16 protein-coding genes are annotated in these 17,739 nt (G+C 59.0%); 13 read left to right on the forward strand and 3 right to left on the reverse strand.

Annotated elements, in window-relative coordinates; all coding sequences use genetic code 11:
* The first annotated feature begins 47 nt into the window (after nt 1-47).
* On the forward strand, nt 48-266 hold the full coding sequence (gene infA / locus AACY45_RS05995; RefSeq protein WP_002553999.1) for a translation initiation factor IF-1: 219 nt from the start codon (nt 48-50) through the stop codon (nt 264-266).
* A 140-nt stretch (nt 267-406) separates the two neighbouring features.
* Here the strand turns inward: infA and clpA are convergent, their stop codons facing one another.
* The gene (clpA, locus tag AACY45_RS06000; RefSeq protein WP_339544602.1) at nt 407-2,677 is read right to left on the reverse strand and encodes an ATP-dependent Clp protease ATP-binding subunit ClpA; all 2,271 of its coding nucleotides are present in this window, start codon (nt 2,675-2,677) and stop codon (nt 407-409) included.
* Nucleotides 2,678-2,706: 29 nt separating this feature from the next.
* Complete coding sequence (clpS, locus tag AACY45_RS06005; protein WP_093421263.1) at nt 2,707-3,069, reverse strand: ATP-dependent Clp protease adapter ClpS; 363 nt, start codon at nt 3,067-3,069, stop codon at nt 2,707-2,709.
* A 226-nt stretch (nt 3,070-3,295) separates the two neighbouring features.
* Between clpS and cspD the strand changes: the two genes are divergently transcribed.
* Nucleotides 3,296-3,562 carry a cold shock domain-containing protein CspD gene (gene cspD / locus AACY45_RS06010; protein WP_339544603.1) on the forward strand — a complete coding sequence of 89 codons (267 nt, stop codon included), beginning with the start codon at nt 3,296-3,298 and terminating at the stop codon, nt 3,560-3,562.
* Between the two features lie 90 nt (nt 3,563-3,652).
* Here cspD and icd read toward each other — a convergent pair whose 3' ends face one another.
* Nucleotides 3,653-4,909, reverse strand: coding sequence for an NADP-dependent isocitrate dehydrogenase (icd, locus tag AACY45_RS06015; protein WP_339544604.1), 1,257 nt, complete (start codon nt 4,907-4,909; stop codon nt 3,653-3,655).
* 491 nt (nt 4,910-5,400) lie between these two features.
* Here icd and AACY45_RS06020 point away from each other — a divergent pair, with 491 nt between their 5' ends.
* The 11 genes from AACY45_RS06020 (at nt 5,401) to AACY45_RS06070 (ending at nt 17,704) form a co-directional block, all read left to right on the forward strand.
* Nucleotides 5,401-7,626, forward strand: a complete 2,226-nt coding sequence (locus tag AACY45_RS06020; protein WP_339544605.1) for an NADP-dependent isocitrate dehydrogenase — start codon at nt 5,401-5,403, stop codon at nt 7,624-7,626.
* A gap of 216 nt (nt 7,627-7,842) precedes the next feature.
* On the forward strand, nt 7,843-8,289 hold the full coding sequence (locus AACY45_RS06025) for an NUDIX hydrolase (protein ID WP_339544606.1): 447 nt from the start codon (nt 7,843-7,845) through the stop codon (nt 8,287-8,289).
* Between the two features lie 59 nt (nt 8,290-8,348).
* Entirely contained in the window at nt 8,349-9,473 is a 1,125-nt protein-coding gene (mnmA, locus tag AACY45_RS06030) for a tRNA 2-thiouridine(34) synthase MnmA (RefSeq protein ID WP_339544607.1), read from the forward strand.
* Nucleotides 9,470-10,093, forward strand: a complete 624-nt coding sequence (gene hflD / locus AACY45_RS06035) for a high frequency lysogenization protein HflD (protein ID WP_095165225.1) — start codon at nt 9,470-9,472, stop codon at nt 10,091-10,093. Before mnmA ends, hflD begins: the two co-directional genes overlap by 4 nt.
* A 124-nt stretch (nt 10,094-10,217) precedes the next feature.
* Nucleotides 10,218-11,588, forward strand: a complete 1,371-nt coding sequence (purB, locus tag AACY45_RS06040) for an adenylosuccinate lyase (protein WP_339544608.1) — start codon at nt 10,218-10,220, stop codon at nt 11,586-11,588.
* A gap of 86 nt (nt 11,589-11,674) precedes the next feature.
* Entirely contained in the window at nt 11,675-12,844 is a 1,170-nt protein-coding gene (locus AACY45_RS06045; protein WP_339544609.1) for a ribosomal protein uL16 3-hydroxylase, read from the forward strand.
* Entirely contained in the window at nt 12,837-13,262 is a 426-nt protein-coding gene (locus AACY45_RS06050; protein ID WP_339544610.1) for a GNAT family N-acetyltransferase, read from the forward strand. Before AACY45_RS06045 ends, AACY45_RS06050 begins: the two co-directional genes overlap by 8 nt.
* A gap of 148 nt (nt 13,263-13,410) precedes the next feature.
* Nucleotides 13,411-14,148 (forward strand): secretin N-terminal domain-containing protein, encoded by a 738-nt coding sequence (locus AACY45_RS06055; RefSeq protein WP_339544611.1) that lies wholly within the window; start codon nt 13,411-13,413, stop codon nt 14,146-14,148.
* Between the two features lie 496 nt (nt 14,149-14,644).
* A complete protein-coding gene (gene aceA, locus AACY45_RS06060) occupies nt 14,645-15,970 on the forward strand; it encodes an isocitrate lyase (protein WP_339544612.1) in 1,326 nt (441 codons plus the stop codon).
* A gap of 635 nt (nt 15,971-16,605) precedes the next feature.
* A complete protein-coding gene (locus AACY45_RS06065) occupies nt 16,606-17,019 on the forward strand; it encodes an NADH-quinone oxidoreductase subunit A (protein WP_007905050.1) in 414 nt (137 codons plus the stop codon).
* Nucleotides 17,020-17,029: 10 nt separating this feature from the next.
* Nucleotides 17,030-17,704 (forward strand): NuoB/complex I 20 kDa subunit family protein, encoded by a 675-nt coding sequence (locus AACY45_RS06070; protein ID WP_339544613.1) that lies wholly within the window; start codon nt 17,030-17,032, stop codon nt 17,702-17,704.
* Nucleotides 17,705-17,739: the final 35 nt, after the last annotated feature.

Here is a 17,739-nt window from a genome sequence, read left to right on the forward strand (position 1 = left end):
GGCGCAGTTGCACCGGGCCATTCATTGGACACCGAGGGCTTTACTGCATGTCGAAAGAAGACAGCTTCGAAATGGAAGGCACTGTCGTCGACACCCTGCCCAACACCATGTTTCGTGTGGAGTTGGAAAATGGGCACGTCGTAACCGCGCATATTTCCGGCAAGATGCGCAAGAACTACATTCGTATTCTTACCGGTGACAAAGTGCGCGTCGAGCTGACGCCCTATGACTTGAGCAAAGGGCGCATCACTTACCGCGCTCGCTAATCAAGTCAATACAAAACGCCCGGTTTATACCGGGCGTTTTTGTGTGCGCCTTGTTTGTCTTTAGTTTTTTGAGCATCTCCGCTCCTGCGGTTCAGCAAAAAGGCGCCTCCCGGCGCCTTCCGCTTTACCACAATCAACCGTCAGGCCATTTCCGCCGTGGTCTCGAAATCGAAGGTCAGCTCGCCGTCCTTGATATCGATATGCACCACACCACCATGATCGGCCAACTCGCCAAACAGGATCTCTTCGGCCAGCGGACGCTTGATCTTGTCCTGGATCAAGCGAGCCATCGGACGAGCCCCCATTGCCGAGTCGTAGCCACCCGCCGCCAGCCAGCTGCGTGCGGCATCGGTCACTTCCAGCTGCACGCGCTTGTCTTCCAGCTGCGCCTGAAGCTCGGTAAGGAACTTGTCCACCACACTTTTGATGACCTCATGACTGAGGCGACCAAACTGGATAATGGTGTCCAGACGGTTACGGAACTCCGGCGTGAAGCTTTTCTTGATCACTTCCATCGCATCGGACGAGTGGTCCTGATGGGTGAAGCCAATCGACGCACGGGCTGCGGTTTCGGCGCCGGCGTTGGTCGTCATGATCACGATCACGTTGCGGAAGTCCGCCTTGCGCCCGTTGTTATCGGTGAGCGTACCGTGGTCCATGACCTGCAGCAGCAGGTTGAAGACTTCCGGATGCGCCTTCTCGATCTCATCGAGCAACAACACGCAATGTGGCTGCTTGGTGATGGCTTCGGTCAACAGACCGCCCTGGTCGAACCCGACGTAACCCGGCGGCGCACCGATCAGTCGCGATACGGTGTGACGCTCCATGTACTCGGACATGTCGAACCGCACCAACTCGATCCCCAGCGCCTTCGCCAATTGGCGAGCCGCCTCGGTCTTGCCGACACCGGTCGGACCGGCGAACAGGAACGAACCCACGGGCTTGTCCGGTGACTTGAGACCGGCACGGGACAGTTTGATCGCAGTCGACAGCGAGTCGATCGCGGCATCCTGACCAAACACCGTCAGCTTGAGGTCACGCTCAAGGTTGCGCAGCAGCTCCTTATCGGAACTGGTGACATGCTTGGGCGGAATCCGCGCGATTTTCGCCACGATGTCCTCGACCTGAGGCACCTCGATGCGTTTCACGCGCTTCTCGACCGGCTGCAGACGCTGGTAGGCGCCCGCCTCGTCAATCACGTCGATGGCCTTGTCCGGCATGTGCCGATCATTGATGTAGCGCGAAGCCAGTTCGGCAGCGGCACGCAAGGCTTCATCACTGTATTCGATGTTGTGGTGCGCCTCGAAACGACCTTTGAGGCCGCGCAGGATGCCAATGGTGTCTTCGACCGAAGGCTCCGACACATCGACCTTCTGGAAGCGTCGCGCCAGGGCGCGGTCTTTTTCGAAGATCCCGCGAAATTCCTGGAAGGTAGTCGAACCGATGCAACGGATATCACCCGACGACAGCAGCGGCTTGAGCAGGTTCGAGGCGTCCATGACTCCGCCAGAGGCGGCACCCGCACCGATGATGGTGTGGATCTCGTCGATGAACAGAATGGCCTGCGGACGTTTTTTCAGCTCATTGAGCAGCGCCTTGAAGCGCTTCTCGAAATCGCCACGGTACTTGGTACCCGCCAGCAGTGCACCGAGGTCCAGGGAGTAGACCACGGCGTTGGCCAACAGATCAGGCACCTGGTTGTCGACAATACGCTTGGCCAGGCCTTCGGCAATCGCGGTTTTACCCACGCCTGCCTCGCCCACCAGCAACGGATTGTTCTTGCGCCGGCGCGCGAGGATCTGCGCCACACGCTCAACTTCCATTTCACGCCCGACCAGCGGGTCGATGCGACCCTGGCGCGCCAGTTCGTTGAGGTTGCTGGCATAAGCATCCAGCGGATTGCCTGAAGAAGAAGATTCGCCCCCCTCCTCGTCCTGCATATCTTGCTCACCTTCAGAGTGATCGCCATGCCCAGGCACCTTGGAAATGCCATGGGCGATGTAGTTGACGACATCAATGCGGGCAACGCTCTGCTGTTTCAGCAGGAACACTGCCTGACTCTCTTGCTCACTGAAGATCGCAACCAGCACGTTGGCGCCGGTCACTTCACGCTTGCCCGAGCTCTGTACATGGAAGACAGCACGTTGCAGTACACGCTGGAAGCCCAGGGTTGGCTGGGTCTCGCGATCCTCGTCATGGACGGGAATCAAAGGTGTGGTGGAGTCGATGAACTCCTGCAGGTCGTGCTTGAGTTTGTCGAGGTTTGCGCCGCAAGCACGCAAAACGGTGGCGGCTGCCTCATTATCCAATAGTGCCAACAGGAGGTGTTCGACGGTCATGAACTCATGACGTTTCGAACGCGCCTCCTTGAAGGCGAGATTGAGGGTGACTTCGAGCTCGCGGTTTAACATAGCTTCACCTCATACCCAAGTGGTCGGCGTTAACCGTCCTTCTCGATTTCACAGAGTAGCGGATGCTGGCTTTCCCTGGCGTACTGGTTGACCTGCATGGCCTTGGTCTCGGCGATGTCGCGGGTAAACAATCCACATACTGCCCGTCCTTCTGTGTGGACGGCCAGCATTACCTTGGTCGCCAGCTCACGATTCAGGTTAAAAAACACCTCGAGCACTTCGACGACGAAATCCATCGGTGTGTAGTCATCATTGAACAAAACCACCTTGTACATCGGCGGTGCCTGTAAGGCAGGCTTTGCCTCCTGTACAGCAATGCCTGCGGAATCGTCGTCGTGTGAATCCGGGCGATCCTGATTGAATGTTAGTCGAATCTGGCTGATTGCATGCATGGAAAGAAAGGTTCGTCAGTTGAGCTGAATACAGTGGTGGGGGCGGTCCCAGAGCTTTTCAACTCTGACTGTCCGGTCGCCTTGACTATCGGCAAAACAGTGTTACAACCAATAGAGCCCACAGTGGGTAAAAAAGGTCCGTGCCGTCAAACCCTATTTGCAGGATTTGATCAGGATCAACTGGATGATACTCCAGTGATGGAGTCTGTTGCAGAGGGAGTTGGGTATGTCAGGCGTCAAGATCTATGGCAAGGTCAAGTGGTTCAACAATGCCAAGGGTTACGGTTTCATCAATGAAGACGGCAAAACGGACGATCTGTTCGCCCACTACTCGGTGATCCAGATGGACGGCTACAAGACCTTGAAGGCCGGCCAGGCGGTGAGCTTCGAGATCATCCAGGGCCCCAAGGGCCTGCACGCCGTGAATATCGGCGCCGCCACTGAAACCGGCGCAATCGACACCACCGCACAGAACAACTCTGTTACCGCCTGAGCCCCCCCCCTACCGATTTCAGGTTTTCCATAAAAAAACCGGCCAACTCAATCACTTGAGCCGGCCGGTTTGTGTTTAATGCCGCTCAGCTCACATGTGCGAGATCAGGGCATCGCCAAACGCCGAAGAAGACAGCAGTTTGGCGCCTTCCATCAGGCGTTCGAAGTCATAGGTCACGGTCTTGGCCGAGATAGCGCCATTGGTGCCCTTGATGATCAGGTCGGCCGCTTCGGTCCAGCCCATGTGGCGCAGCATCATTTCCGCGGACAGGATCAGCGAACCCGGGTTGACCTGGTCCTTGCCGGCGTACTTGGGTGCAGTACCGTGGGTGGCTTCGAACATGGCCACGGTGTCGGACAGGTTGGCACCTGGCGCGATACCGATACCACCAACTTCAGCCGCCAGGGCGTCAGACAGGTAGTCGCCATTCAGGTTCAGGGTCGCGATTACATCGTACTCTGCCGGGCGCAGCAGGATCTGCTGGAGCATGGCATCGGCGATGGCGTCCTTGACGATGACGTTCTTGCCGGTTTTCGGATTCTTGAACTGCATCCACGGACCGCCGTCGAGCAGGGTCGCGCCGAACTCTTCGGCCGCCACTTCGTAGGCCCATTCCTTGAAGGCACCTTCGGTGAACTTCATGATGTTGCCTTTGTGGACGATGGTCAGCGAGTCGCGATCATTGTCGACCACATATTGCAGGGCCTTGCGCGCCAGACGCTTGGTGCCTTCCAGGGAAACCGGCTTGACGCCGATGCCACAGTTTTCGTCGAAACGGATCTTGGTGACACCCATTTCCTCTTTCAGGAACTTGATGATCTTGGTCGCTTCCGGCGAGCCGGCTTTCCACTCGATACCGGCATAGATGTCTTCCGAGTTCTCACGGAAGATGGTCATGTCGACGTCGCCTGGCTTCTTCACCGGGCTTGGTACACCTTCGAACCAGCGCACCGGGCGCAGGCACACATACAGGTCCAGTTGCTGACGCAGGGCAACGTTGAGGGAACGGATACCGCCACCGACCGGCGTGGTCAGAGGGCCCTTGATGGAAACCACGTAATCCTTGACCGCGTCCAGGGTTTCCTGAGGCAGCCAGGTGTCCTGATCGTAAACCTGAGTCGCTTTTTCCCCGGCATACACTTCCATCCAGGAAATCTTGCGTTCGCCGCCGTAAGCCTTCTTAACAGCAGCATCGACAACCTTGATCATGACCGGGCTGATATCAACACCAATACCATCACCTTCAATGAAAGGGATGATCGGGTTGTTAGGAACATTGAGAGAATGGTCTGCATTGACGGTGATTTTGTCGCCGACTGCTGGAACCTGAATCTTCTTGTATCCCATGCTGAACTCCGTTGTGTGGATTGAACATCTGGCTGCGTTCGAGCGTACCCCAGTTGAATCTGCACGGGAACCTCATGTTCCACTCATCTGCCGCCAAGCTAACCAGTTCGCGGCCTACAAGCCTGAAAGCAAAGGGGAAACTGCCAAACTCAAGCACATGGAGCAACTCTACGCCGCGGCACCGGGTGCGACCTTTAGACCAATGGACGAGACCGCAGGTGTATGAACCATCGGCGTTTTGCCAGCTACCTATGTATAATGCCGCCGCTGACCACAGAGTCACGACGGCCGAGCCCTCTACCACAAGAGTTTCGGCCCGAAAAGCCGGGTTGTTACCGCAACCCGAGCGCTTGACGCTCGACTGATGCACCCAACATCACCGCGACGAAATCTCGACATTCGGCTCATGGATGACTTTGAACGAACGCGCTTACCCGGCGCCCCTCGAATTTCCGCGCACGCTTTTAGCAAAGAAGAGAGTTAATCCGAATATGCCCACCCGCTCGAAGATCATCTACACCTTCACCGACGAAGCTCCCGCCCTCGCCACCTATTCCCTGCTCCCGATCGTAGAAGCCTTTACCGCTTCCGCCGATATTGCCGTGGAAACCCGCGATATCTCCCTCGCAGGGCGCATCCTGGCCAGCTTCCCCGAGCAACTGGGTGATAAAGCCGTAGCCGACCACCTCGCCGAACTGGGCGCCCTGGCCGTTACGCCTGAAGCCAACATCATCAAGCTGCCGAACATCAGTGCTTCGGTACCGCAACTGCAGGCCGCGATCAAAGAGCTGCAAGCCCAGGGCTATGCACTGCCGGACTACCCGGAAACCGTGACCAGCGATGCCGACAAAGACGCCAAGGCCCGTTACGACAAGATCAAGGGCAGCGCGGTCAACCCGGTTCTGCGTGAAGGCAACTCCGACCGTCGCGCACCGCTGTCGGTCAAGAACTACGCTCGCAAGCACCCGCACAAGATGGGCGCCTGGGCCAAGGACTCCAAGTCCCACGTTGCGCACATGAGCACCGGCGATTTCTACGGCAGCGAAAAGGCCGCCCTGATCGACGCCGCTGACGCCGTGAAAATCGAACTGATCGCTCAAGACGGCACCCACACCGTCCTGAAAGAAAAAACCACCGTGCAAGCCGGTGAGATCCTCGATTGCGCGGTCATGAGCAAAAACGCCCTGCGCAGCTTCATCGCCGCCGAGATCGAAGACGCCAAGGCCAAGGGCGTGTTGCTGTCGGTTCACCTCAAAGCCACCATGATGAAGGTTTCCGACCCGATCATGTTCGGCCAAATCGTGGCCGAGTTCTATAAAGAGGCCCTGGCCAAGCACGCAGACGTGTTGGCACAGATCGGCTTCAACCTGAACAACGGCATCGGCGACCTGTACGCTCGCATCAAGGCCCTGCCGGCCGACCAGCAAGCGCAGATCGAAGCTGACATCCAGGCGGTCTACGCCGCTCGCCCTTCCCTGGCGATGGTCAACTCCGACAAAGGCATCACCAACCTGCACGTGCCAAGTGACGTGATCGTCGACGCATCGATGCCGGCCATGATCCGTGACTCCGGCAAAATGTGGGGCACCGACGGCCAGTTGCACGACACCAAGGCTGTGATCCCGGATCGCTGCTACGCCACCATCTACCAGGCCGTGATCGAAGACTGCAAAGTCAATGGCGCCTTCGACCCAACCACCATGGGCAGCGTGCCAAACGTTGGCCTGATGGCGAAAAAAGCCGAAGAGTACGGCTCCCACGACAAGACCTTCCAGATCAAGGCCGACGGCGTGGTTCGGGTGTCCGACAGCGCTGGCCGCACCCTGCTGGAGCAACCGGTTGAAGCCGGCGATATCTTCCGCATGTGCCAGACCAAAGACGCGCCGATCCAGGACTGGGTCAAACTGGCCGTCAACCGTGCTCGCGCCAGCGCCACCCCAGCGATTTTCTGGCTGGACCCAATGCGCGCCCACGATGGCGTGGTGATCGAGAAGGTCCAGGCTTACCTGAAGGACCACGACACCGCCGGCCTGGACATCCAGATCATGGCCCCCGTCGACGCCATGAAGTTCACCCTGCAGCGCACCCGCGAAGGCAAGGACACCATCTCGGTGACCGGCAACGTATTGCGCGACTACCTGACTGACCTGTTCCCGATCATGGAACTGGGCACCAGCGCCAAGATGCTGTCGATCGTGCCACTGATGAACGGTGGCGGCCTGTTCGAAACCGGCGCTGGCGGTTCGGCCCCCAAGCACGTGCAACAACTGCTGGAAGAAAACTTCCTGCGCTGGGACTCCCTGGGCGAATTCCTGGCCCTGGCCGCCTCCCTGGAACACCTGGGCGTGACCTACAACAACCCGAAAGCGTTGGTGCTGGCCAAGACCCTGGACCAGGCTACCGGCCAGTTCCTCGACAACAACAAGTCGCCATCGCGCAAAGTCGGCAACATCGACAACCGCGGCAGCCACTTCTACCTGGCGCTGTACTGGGCACAAGCCCTGGCCGCCCAGAGCGAAGACACAGCCCTGCAAGCGCAGTTCAGCCAACTGGCCAGCACCCTGACCGAGAACGAGGCAACCATCGTTGCCGAGCTCAACGCCGTCCAGGGCAAGCCAGTGGACATCGGCGGTTACTACCACGCCAATGCCGAGCTGATCAGCCAGGCCATGCGCCCGAGCAACACCTTCAACGCGGCGATTGCTGCGCTGGTGTAATGCTGTAAGGATGCAAAGAAGCCCCGGCCGAGTGCCGGGGTTTCTGTTTGTGGCGATGACACCTATCTATTTGCCAAAACCGAACCCATGTAGGAGCGAGCCTGCTCGCGATAGCGATATATCATTCAGCATTGATGTGAACTGATCCGCCGCAATCGCGAGCAAGCTCGCTCCCACACTGTTTTTTATTCCAATACCAGAAACCGAGGAAACTGCATGGATTGGCTACCCCACATCACCGTCGCCACCATCGTCGAGGACAACGGCCGCTTTCTGATGGTTGAAGAGCACAAGGCTGGTCGCAACGTACTTAATCAGCCCGCTGGCCATCTGGATCCGGATGAGACCCTGACCGAGGCCGCCGTACGCGAAACCCTCGAAGAGACCGGTTGGGACGTCGAGCCGACCGGCGTGGTAGGTATTTATCTCTACACCGCTCCCAGCAACGGCGTGACTTACCAACGGGTTTGTTTTATCGCCAAAGCCATCAAACACCACCCGGATTATCAACTGGACGACGGCATCGTCGGCGCCAAGTGGCTGACCCGGGACGAGTTGCTGGCCCAGCGCGACAACTGGCGCAGCGAGCTGATCATCCGCTGCATCGACGATTATCTGCAGGGAAATTGCTTCAGTCTCGAACTGATCCGTCCTTCTCTTTAGCCTTGCGGGCGCCAGCCTGTTAGAATCGCGTCCTTTTTCAAGACACTCATTAAATTCCCATGCGTGATCCAGCCCCTTCTGACACCCCATCGAAGCGCGTCATTGTCGGCATGTCCGGCGGCGTGGACTCTTCCGTTTCCGCCCTACTGCTGATCGAGCAGGGTTACCAGGTGGAAGGCCTGTTCATGAAGAACTGGGAAGAGGACGACGGTACGGACTACTGCACCGCCATGGATGACCTGACCGACGCCCAGGCCGTGTGCGACAAGATCGGCATCAAGCTGCACACCGCCAACTTCGCCGCCGAGTACTGGGACAACGTGTTCGAGCACTTCCTGGCCGAATACAAGGCCGGCCGTACGCCAAACCCGGACATCCTGTGCAACCGTGAAATCAAGTTCAAGGCGTTCCTCGACTACGCCATGGTGCTCGGCGCCGACCTGATCGCCACCGGTCACTACGTGCGCCGCCGCGACATTGATGGCCGCACCGAACTGCTCAAGGGCCTGGACCCGAACAAGGACCAGAGCTACTTCCTGCACGCCGTCGGCGGTGAACAGATCGCCAAGACCCTGTTTCCGGTCGGCGAACTGGAAAAGCCGCAAGTGCGCGCAATCGCCGAGAAACACGACCTGGCCACGGCCAAGAAGAAAGACTCGACCGGCATCTGCTTTATCGGTGAGCGGCGCTTCAGCGACTTCCTCAAGCAATACCTGCCGGCCCAGCCAGGCGAAATCAAGACCACCGAAGGCGAAGTGATCGGCCGCCACCATGGCCTGATGTACCACACCATCGGTCAACGCCAGGGCCTGGGCATCGGCGGCCTCAAAGACGCCGGCGACGAACCCTGGTACGTGCTGGTCAAGGACCTCGAGCACAACGAGCTGATCGTGGGCCAGGGCAACAACCACCCATGGCTGTTCTCCGGCGCCCTGCTCGCCTCCGAGATCTACTGGGTCAACCCGGTCGACCTGAGCCAGCCGCGCCGCCTGACCGCCAAGGTCCGCTATCGCCAGGGCGACCAGCCCTGCACCCTGGAACAAACGGCGACCGGCTATCGCGCTACCTTCGATGAGCCGCAACGCGCGGTCACGCCCGGCCAGTCCGTGGTGTTCTACGACGGTGAGATCTGCCTCGGTGGCGGTGTCATCGAAGTCGCAGAGCCCTGGAGCAGCAAGGCATGAGCCCCACTCAGGAGCAATTGACCGCGCTGGGCGGAGTCTTCCTGGCCGCTGTGCTGGTGGACAAGATCGCCAAGACCGGCCAGGTCAGCGAAGCCGGCTTGACCTGCATGCTCGGCAGCCTGCTGATCCGCGACCCCAAGGACACCCTGGAAGTCTACGGCGGCGACGACCTCAACCTGCGCGAAGGCTATCGCGCGTTGATCGGCGCCCTGGAGCGTGACCCCAGTACCTTGCAACGCGAGCCACTGCGCTATGCCCTGTCGATGCTCGGCCTTGAGCGGCAACTGGCCAAGCGCGAGGACATGCTCGCGGAAATCGGCAAGCGCCTGCCCCAGATCCAGTCCCAGGTTGAACACTTCGGCCCGGCGCACGAGAACGTGATTGCCGCCTGTGGCGCCCTGTACCAGGACACCCTGAGCACTCTGCGCCAGCGTATCCAGGTGCATGGCGACATGCGCAACCTGCAGCAACCGAGCAACGCCTCGAAAATCCGCGCCCTGCTGCTGGCCGGCATCCGCTCGGCACGCCTGTGGCGACAACTGGGTGGGCACCGCTGGCAGCTAGTAATCAGCCGTCGCAAATTGCTCAAAGAACTTTACCCATTGATGCGCAACGAATAAGTCGCATCAAGGGTCCTGTACACCGTGTTAGGCGTAATACGCTGGTCAGTTGGCAACGGACCGGCGGATTTTTTCATGTATGATATGCGCCCCATTTCGTTGCCCGACTGTCCGAGAACACCCCATGCAGCTCTCTTCGCTCACTGCGGTTTCCCCTGTTGACGGCCGCTACGCCGGCAAAACCCAGGCCCTGCGGCCAATTTTCAGCGAATACGGCCTGATCCGTGCTCGCGTCCTGGTGGAAGTGCGCTGGCTTCAACGCCTGGCCGCCCACGCTGCCATCCCTGAAGTGCCCGCCTTCTCCGCGCAAGCCAACGCCGTTCTCAACGAACTGGCCGAGAACTTCTCGCTGGAGCACGCTGAGCGCGTCAAAGAGATCGAGCGCACTACCAACCACGACGTCAAGGCCATCGAATACTTGCTCAAAGAGCAAGCGGCCAAGTTGCCGGAACTGGCCAACGTCAGTGAGTTCATCCACTTTGCCTGCACCAGCGAGGACATCAACAACCTGTCCCACGCCCTGATGCTGCGCGAAGGCCGTGATGACGTAATGCTGCCGCTGATGCGTCAGACCGCCGAAGCCATCCGTGAACTGGCGATCCGCTTCGCCGACGTGCCGATGCTGTCGCGCACCCACGGGCAACCGGCTTCGCCTACCACCCTGGGCAAAGAGCTGGCGAACGTGGTGTACCGCCTGGAGCGCCAGATCGCCCAGGTCGCTGCCGTGCCACTGCTGGGCAAGATCAACGGCGCCGTAGGCAACTACAACGCCCACCTGTCGGCCTACCCGCAGATCGACTGGGAAGCCAACGCCCGCGCCTTCATCGAAGACGAACTGGGCCTGGGTTTCAACCCGTACACCACCCAGATCGAGCCGCACGACTACATCGCCGAGCTGTTCGACGCGATCGCGCGTTTCAACACCATCCTGATCGACTTCGACCGTGACATCTGGGGCTACATCTCCCTGGGTTATTTCAAACAGCGCACCATCGCTGGTGAAATCGGTTCCTCGACCATGCCGCACAAGGTCAACCCGATCGACTTCGAAAACTCCGAAGGCAACCTGGGTATCGCCAATGCACTGTTCCAGCACCTGGCAAGCAAACTGCCGATTTCCCGCTGGCAGCGCGACCTGACCGACTCCACCGTACTGCGCAACCTCGGCGTGGGTTTTGCCCACAGCGTGATCGCGTACGAAGCCAGCCTCAAAGGCATCAGCAAGCTGGAGCTCAACGCGCAGAAAATCGCCGCTGACCTGGACGCCTGCTGGGAAGTGCTGGCCGAGCCGATCCAGACCGTGATGCGCCGCTACAACATCGAAAACCCGTACGAAAAGCTTAAAGAATTGACCCGTGGCAAGGGCATCAGCCCGCAAGCGCTGCAGACTTTCATCGATACATTGGACATGCCTGCCTCTGCCCGTGCCGAGCTGAAACTGCTCACCCCGGCCAACTACATCGGCAACGCAGTCGAGCAAGCTCGACGCATCTGATCGACCGCTTGACCCGTTTGAGACGCCCGGCAGCGCCGGGCGTTTTTATTCCCGTCTGAAAAGTGCTTTTTTTCAATAGGTTACACATGAATCCTGATATTCCTCTGCAACTTCTGGGCGGCATCACTGCACGCGAGTTCCTGCGCGACTACTGGCAGAAAAAACCGCTGCTGATCCGCCAGGCATTCCCTGACTTCGAAAGCCCGATCGACGCCGATGAACTGGCCGGCCTGGCGCTGGAAGAAGAAGTCGAATCGCGCCTGGTCATCGAGCACGGTGAGCGCCCTTGGGAATTGCGTCGCGGCCCGTTCGCCGAAGACGAGTTCAGCAAGCTGCCGGAGCGTGACTGGACCCTATTGGTGCAGGCTGTTGACCAGTTCGTGCCAGAAGTCAGCGAACTGCTGGAAAACTTCCGCTTCCTGCCGAGCTGGCGCATCGACGATGTGATGATCAGCTTCGCCGCTCCCGGCGGCAGTGTTGGCCCGCACTTCGACAACTACGATGTGTTCCTGCTGCAAGGCCATGGCCAACGCAACTGGAAAATCGGCCAAATGTGCGACTCCGAGAGCCCGCTGCTGCAACACGCCGACCTGCGCATCCTGGCCGACTTCGAAGCTACCGACGAGTGGGTCCTGGAGCCAGGTGACATGCTCTACCTGCCACCACGCCTGGCCCATTGTGGCGTCGCCGTGGATGATTGCCTGACCTATTCGGTAGGCTTCCGCGCGCCGAGTGCCGCTGAAGTGCTGACCCACTTCACCGACTTCCTCAGCCAGTTCCTGCCGGACGAAGAACGCTACACCGACGCCGATGCACAACCGGCTGCCGATCCGCACCAGATCCAGCACGACGCACTCGACCGCTTGAAAGGCCTGCTGGCCGAGCACATGAGCGACGAGCGCCTGTTGCTGACCTGGTTCGGCCAGTTCATGACCGAGCCGCGCTACCCTGAGCTGGTAGCAGGTCCGGAAGACGTGACCGAGGACGACTTCCTTGGCGCCCTGGAGCAAGGCGCCGTGCTGATTCGCAACCCGAGCGCGCGCCTGGCCTGGTCCGAAGTCGATGACGACCTGCTGCTGTTCGCCAGCGGCCAGAGCCGTTACCTGCCAGGCAAGCTGCGCGAACTGCTGAAAATGATTTGCGCCGCCGACGCACTGCACGTCGACAACCTCGGCCACTGGCTGAGCGACGAAGACGGCCGCGGCCTGCTGTGCGAACTGGTCAAGCAAGGGAGCCTGGGGTTTGCCGATGAATAAGATTCGCGTACGTGTCGCAGACTGGCAAAAGGATAACGCCGAGATCCGGCGCATTCGTGAAGCGGTATTCATCGCCGAGCAATCGGTTCCACCCGAGCTGGAATGGGATGCCGACGACGCAAGCGCCGTGCATTTCCTCGCCCTTGAAGGCGACTTTCCGATCGGCACCGCCCGCCTGCTGCCCGACGGCCATATCGGTCGGGTCTCGGTGCTCAAGGACTGGCGCGGCCTGAAAGTCGGCGACGCCTTGATGCAAGCAGTGATCAGCGAAGCCGAGGAACGCGGGCTCAAGCAGCAAATGCTCAGCGCCCAGGTGCAGGCCACCGCGTTCTATGAGCGCCTGGGCTTCAAGATTGTCAGTGAAGAGTTCCTCGAAGCCGGGATTCCTCATGTCGACATGGTGCGTGACTCGGCCTGAAACCGACTCGCGATGAGGCCCGCAAGAACAACCAAAACGCCCCGCCATCCACCGATGCCGGGGCGTTTTGCTGTCTACGATTCAACTTGCTCCACCGCAGGCCGACAAACTGGCACTATCAAGACACTTGAATGCGGAGATAACGGATATGTCCCTACGCGCCCTGCTCAGCACCCTGCTGCTCGGCTGCAGCTTTGCGGCCATGGCGGCGACCGAAGTGGTGCCGCTCAACCACCGCACCAGCGCCGACTTGCTACCCGTGGCGCAGAATTTCATCGGCAAGGACGGCACCGTCAGCGCCTATGGCAATCAGCTGATTGTCAACGCAGATCCCGCCAGGATCGACGAACTTAAGCGCCTGCTCGGCCAGCTCGACACCGCGCCAAAACGCCTGCTGATCACCGTCGACACCAACCAGAACAACCAGCAGGACAGAAGCGACCAGCAGACGCAGATCATCAGCTACAGCACCGCCAGTCGCGAAGGTAGCATCCAGCAGATCCAGGCCAGCGAAGGCGTGCCTGCACTGATCCAGACCGGCCAGAGCGTCCCGCTCACCAGCACTGGGACCGACACCTACGGTCGCCTGCAAAGCCAGACCGACTACCGCAACGTCACCCAGGGCTTCTACGTGACGGCCAGTGTCACCGGCGAAACCGTGCACCTGGCTATCAGCACCAATCGTGACCGCATGAGCCAGGAACGCCCTGATGTAGTGAATGTGCAAAGTACCGACACAACTGTCAGCGGCCGCCTGGGCCAATGGATCACCCTGGCCGGGATCAATCGCCAGACCCAGGCCGACAAACAGGGCATGACCCGCAGCTATGGGACTCAAGGCCGGGATGACCTGACCTTGCGGGTGAAAGTCGATACCTTGGACTAACTCACCGAAAACTGACTGATTAGTCGTATTAGACCAAAGATGTAGTGCTAGAAAAAAAGCACTACAAAACGTTTGACGAGGCAAAAAAGCAAAGGCATGATGGCCTCGCTCCCGCTAATCAGAGGCCCTGGCAAGGGCCTTCGAAGCGTTGCTTGCAACTACCCTGCGAGCCGTTTCGTGTCTGTACCGCCCACAAGGCGTGTTTGACGAGGTTGCCGACTGGAACGAAGTTGTCCCGAGGGACGGAAGCGTAATTAGGTAACCCGGCACACCACTGATGTTCGCACCAGGCCCACGACGCCCGAATGCGCCCGACAGCTCGCCCTTACCTGCTCAGCCTCCATCCTCGAGCCCATCGTTCATCCCGTCGCCAACCCCGCCAAATCCGCCTTGACCGGCCAAGCTTCTGGTCAGCGAGCAGCCTGTTACGCCTTTTGACACGCGTACCCGGCAAACGGAATTTTCCACCAAGACCTATGCGACGAGGTTTATCTCCATGGCACTGACACGCGAACAGCAAATTGCAGCCCTCGAAAAAGACTGGGCTGAAAACCCACGCTGGAAAGGCGTGACACGCGCTTACTCCGCTGCTGACGTCGTCCGCCTGCGTGGCTCGGTTCAACCTGAGCACACCTTTGCAAAACTGGGCGCCGAGAAGCTGTGGAACCTGGTGACCCAGGGTGCCAAGCCGTCCTTCCGCCCTGAGAAAGATTTCGTCAACTGCATGGGCGCCCTGACCGGCGGCCAGGCTGTGCAACAAGTCAAAGCCGGTATCCAGGCGATCTACCTGTCGGGCTGGCAGGTGGCTGCGGACAACAACTCCGCCGAATCGATGTACCCGGACCAGTCGCTGTACCCGGTTGACTCGGTACCCACCGTGGTCAAGCGCATCAACAACTCCTTCCGTCGTGCTGACCAGATCCAGTGGAAAGCCGGCAAAGGCCCAGGCGACGAAGGCTACATCGACTACTTCGCACCGATCGTGGCTGACGCCGAAGCCGGTTTCGGCGGCGTACTGAACGCCTACGAGCTGATGAAGAGCATGATCGAAGCAGGCGCCGCCGGCGTTCACTTCGAAGACCAACTGGCTTCCGTGAAAAAATGCGGGCACATGGGCGGCAAAGTACTGGTTCCTACCCAGGAAGCTGTGCAGAAGCTGACCGCTGCTCGTCTGGCAGCTGACGTCGCCGGCATTTCGACCATCATCCTTGCTCGTACCGACGCTAACGCCGCTGACCTGCTGACGTCCGACTGCGACCCGTACGATCAGCCATTCGTGACTGGCGAACGCACCCAGGAAGGTTTCTACAAAGTGCGCGCCGGTCTGGACCAGGCCATCGCTCGCGGCCTGGCTTACGCGCCGTACGCCGACCTGATCTGGTGCGAAACCGCCAAGCCGGACCTGGACGAAGCTCGTCGCTTCGCTGAAGCGATCAAGAAGGAATACCCGGACCAACTGCTGTCGTACAACTGCTCGCCTTCCTTCAACTGGAAGAAAAACCTGGACGACGCGACCATCGCCAAGTTCCAGCGCGAACTGTCCGCCATGGGCTACAAGCACCAGTTCATCACCCTGGCTGGCATTCACAACATGTGGCACAGCATGTTCAACCTGGCGCACGACTACGCCCGCAACGACATGACTGCCTACGTGAAGCTGCAAGAGCAGGAATTCGCTGACGCTGCCAAAGGCTACACCTTCGTGGCGCACCAGCAGGAAGTGGGCACTGGCTACTTCGACGACATGACCACCGTAATCCAAGGTGGCTCGTCTTCGGTTACCGCACTGACCGGCTCCACCGAAGAAGAACAGTTCCACTGATCGACTTCGCCTTGAGCACACGGCCATCGCAGACTTGGTAGAAAGCTAACTGCAATGCCGAAAATCTGACGCCCCGACTGGTTCGGGGCGTTTTTTTGCGTGGGATTCCACGCCACCACCTGACACACCCCGCAGGAGCAAAGCTTGCTCGCGATGCAGGCGTCGCGATACCCGGACAGATAATGACGATGCCATCGCGGGCAAGCCTGCTCCTACAGGTCGACGAAGCAAAACATTGACCCAGCGCGGTATCAGCAATGGTCAAAACGGTTAAAACCTGCCCCCTGACAACTTGCTGTAGCAGGCAAGTAACCGTAACTTTGCGGTTACCCGGCCGTGGAATAGTTTAAAAAACGCTCTAAATAATATTGATTATCATTTAGCTCAAACTATATTCATTACAACAGCCACAAAACATAATTAACAAAACCCTGGCTAATGCCCGTACCGCACGGGCTGCAGGGCCTCGCAGGTGCGCTATGTCCTTATTCCTATAAATAATTTCGCTATAGGAATTTTACTTGCACGGTGTTTAGCCATAAAATCACCGCGATCGATTGCGCTGCGACATATCGTCACTGCTTTATTTCTTTATCAAGCTCAGAGACCCTTGCTCTCTGTTAAGGATTACCAGCATGCCCGAAGCGACAGGACTCATGGCCCACAACTGGGGCTTTGCCATTTTCCTTCTGGGTGTCGGCGGCCTTTGTGCCTTCATGCTCGGCGTCTCCAGCCTCCTCGGGTCAAAAGCCTGGGGCCGCAGCAAAAACGAACCGTTCGAGTCCGGCATGCTACCTACAGGTGGCGCCCGCTTGCGGCTCTCAGCCAAATTCTATCTGGTCGCGATGTTGTTCGTGATCTTCGATATCGAAGCCCTCTTTCTCTTTGCATGGTCTGTGTCCGTCCGCGAAAGCGGCTGGACCGGATTCGTCGAAGCTCTCGTTTTCATAGCAATTCTGTTGGCAGGTCTTGTCTACCTATTTCGAGTGGGCGCCCTTGACTGGGCTCCGGAAGCTCGTCGTAAGCGGCAGGCGAAGCTGAAACAATGAGGCTTTGGCAATGCAATACAATCTCACCAGGATCGACCCGGATGCTCCTAACGAGCAGTACCCGATCGGCGAGCGGGAAACCGTTTCCGATCCGTTAGAAGATCAAGTCCACAAAAACATCTTCATGGGCAAGCTCGAAGACGTGCTGAGCGGTGCAGTCAACTGGGGGCGTAAAAACTCCCTGTGGCCGTACAACTTCGGCCTTTCGTGCTGCTACGTGGAAATGACCACCGCCTTCACGGCGCCCCACGACATCGCGCGCTTTGGCGCCGAGGTTATCCGGGCATCGCCGCGCCAGGCGGATTTCATGGTTATCGCCGGTACCTGCTTCATCAAGATGGCGCCGATCATTCAGCGTCTCTACGAGCAAATGCTCGAGCCGAAGTGGGTCATCTCCATGGGTTCGTGCGCCAACTCCGGTGGCATGTACGACATCTACTCCGTGGTCCAGGGAGTGGACAAGTTCCTGCCCGTGGACGTCTACGTGCCTGGCTGCCCGCCCCGCCCTGAAGCTTTCCTGCAAGGCCTGATGCTCTTGCAAGAGTCGATTGGACAGGAGCGTCGTCCGCTTTCCTGGGTCGTCGGCGATCAAGGCGTCTACCGCGCCGAGATGCCTTCGCAAAAGGATGCGCGCCGCGAACAGCGAATCGCAGTCACCAACCTGCGCAGCCCCGACGAAGTCTGATCCAGATCTGATTCTTTAATAGAACGAGACACTGG

Origin of the sequence: Pseudomonas sp. RA_35y_Pfl2_P32, assembly GCF_963970735.1 — a bacterium.
In the GTDB taxonomy this organism is placed as follows: Bacteria; Pseudomonadota; Gammaproteobacteria; order Pseudomonadales; family Pseudomonadaceae; genus Aquipseudomonas.

Coding starts and splice junctions, on each gene's coding strand:
- infA (WP_002553999.1), top strand. CDS start 48: ATGTCGAAAGAAGACAGCTTCGAAATGGAAGGCACTGTCGTCGACACC.
- clpA (WP_339544602.1), bottom strand. CDS start 2,677: ATGTTAAACCGCGAGCTCGAAGTCACCCTCAATCTCGCCTTCAAGGAG.
- clpS (WP_093421263.1), bottom strand. CDS start 3,069: ATGCATGCAATCAGCCAGATTCGACTAACATTCAATCAGGATCGCCCG.
- cspD (WP_339544603.1), top strand. CDS start 3,296: ATGTCAGGCGTCAAGATCTATGGCAAGGTCAAGTGGTTCAACAATGCC.
- icd (WP_339544604.1), bottom strand. CDS start 4,909: ATGGGATACAAGAAGATTCAGGTTCCAGCAGTCGGCGACAAAATCACC.
- AACY45_RS06020 (WP_339544605.1), top strand. CDS start 5,401: ATGCCCACCCGCTCGAAGATCATCTACACCTTCACCGACGAAGCTCCC.
- AACY45_RS06025 (WP_339544606.1), top strand. CDS start 7,843: ATGGATTGGCTACCCCACATCACCGTCGCCACCATCGTCGAGGACAAC.
- mnmA (WP_339544607.1), top strand. CDS start 8,349: ATGCGTGATCCAGCCCCTTCTGACACCCCATCGAAGCGCGTCATTGTC.
- hflD (WP_095165225.1), top strand. CDS start 9,470: ATGAGCCCCACTCAGGAGCAATTGACCGCGCTGGGCGGAGTCTTCCTG.
- purB (WP_339544608.1), top strand. CDS start 10,218: ATGCAGCTCTCTTCGCTCACTGCGGTTTCCCCTGTTGACGGCCGCTAC.
- AACY45_RS06045 (WP_339544609.1), top strand. CDS start 11,675: ATGAATCCTGATATTCCTCTGCAACTTCTGGGCGGCATCACTGCACGC.
- AACY45_RS06050 (WP_339544610.1), top strand. CDS start 12,837: ATGAATAAGATTCGCGTACGTGTCGCAGACTGGCAAAAGGATAACGCC.
- AACY45_RS06055 (WP_339544611.1), top strand. CDS start 13,411: ATGTCCCTACGCGCCCTGCTCAGCACCCTGCTGCTCGGCTGCAGCTTT.
- aceA (WP_339544612.1), top strand. CDS start 14,645: ATGGCACTGACACGCGAACAGCAAATTGCAGCCCTCGAAAAAGACTGG.
- AACY45_RS06065 (WP_007905050.1), top strand. CDS start 16,606: ATGCCCGAAGCGACAGGACTCATGGCCCACAACTGGGGCTTTGCCATT.
- AACY45_RS06070 (WP_339544613.1), top strand. CDS start 17,030: ATGCAATACAATCTCACCAGGATCGACCCGGATGCTCCTAACGAGCAG.